We start from the raw sequence: 974 nt of genomic DNA on the forward strand, positions 1-974 counted from the left end.
CACGGCATGTTTTGACTTTGGTTGGGCAGGTTTTTCTTCAATAGATATAGCTTGTTTGTTTTGATCGAATTCTACTACTCCAAAGCGCTCAGGGTCTTTTACCTGATAACCAAACACGGTGGCTATTTGCTCTTCTTCGACTTTGCGTTTTGCTTCAAGAAGCTTCGGCGAGAAGTTGGGGCCGTAAAATACATTATCACCCAAAACCAAACACACTGAATCTTGACCAATAAACTTTTCACCGATGATAAAGGCTTGCGCGAGACCCTCCGGCTTTTCTTGTACGGCGTATTCAAGCTGAATACCAAACTGCGATCCGTCACCTAAAAGCCGCTTGTACTGAGGAAGATCCTCGGAGGTTGAGATGATTAAGATTTTGCGAATCTTGGCAAGCATCAATACCGACAATGGATAGTAGATCATCGGCTTGTCATAGATAGGTAATAACTGCTTTGATACACCTAGCGTGATCGGGTGTAAACGCGTACCCGAGCCACCGGCTAATACTATGCCTTTCATTAGTCAGCTAGCTCCAATAGGCCGCCATAAATTTCCATTCCGCGAAGCTTATTCGCCCAAAAAACAAGCTGCTTATACCAGTCTAAAGTTATTGTCTCGGGCGTTTTATCCAAAGTACCTGCTTGAAGGGCGGCAACAATCTCTTTCACACCCCGCTCTGCATTCCATGCTGCCTTCCATCCCAAGGTGCGCTCGATTTTACTAAAATCCACTTGATAACTTCGGTGGTCGGGATCGCCATACCACTCTACCTTAATTTCTTCATTAAGGAGTTCGCCAACCTGTCTTGCGACTCGCTGCCCAAGATCCCCTAACTGGTAATTATTTTCAGCACTACCTACGTTAAAAATTTCACCATTCACTAGCCCCGAATCACACTCAAGCAACAAACACATTACATCCGTTGTATCTTGGACATGCAGCATAGGACGATATTGCTTACCGTCCCTCATCAA

General features: G+C 45.0%; 2 protein-coding genes. Both read right to left on the reverse strand.

The window, feature by feature from the left end; translation table 11 throughout:
* The coding region (locus A3738_RS23585) for a sugar nucleotidyltransferase (RefSeq protein ID WP_156504451.1) at positions 1-519 on the reverse strand (519 nt) is incomplete at its 3' end.
* On the reverse strand, positions 519-974 hold a 456-nt coding region (locus A3738_RS23590; protein ID WP_197473988.1), incomplete at its 5' end, for an NAD(P)-dependent oxidoreductase. The genes A3738_RS23585 and A3738_RS23590, both read right to left, overlap by 1 nt.

The sequence above is a fragment of the Oleiphilus sp. HI0066 genome (genome assembly GCF_001635725.1).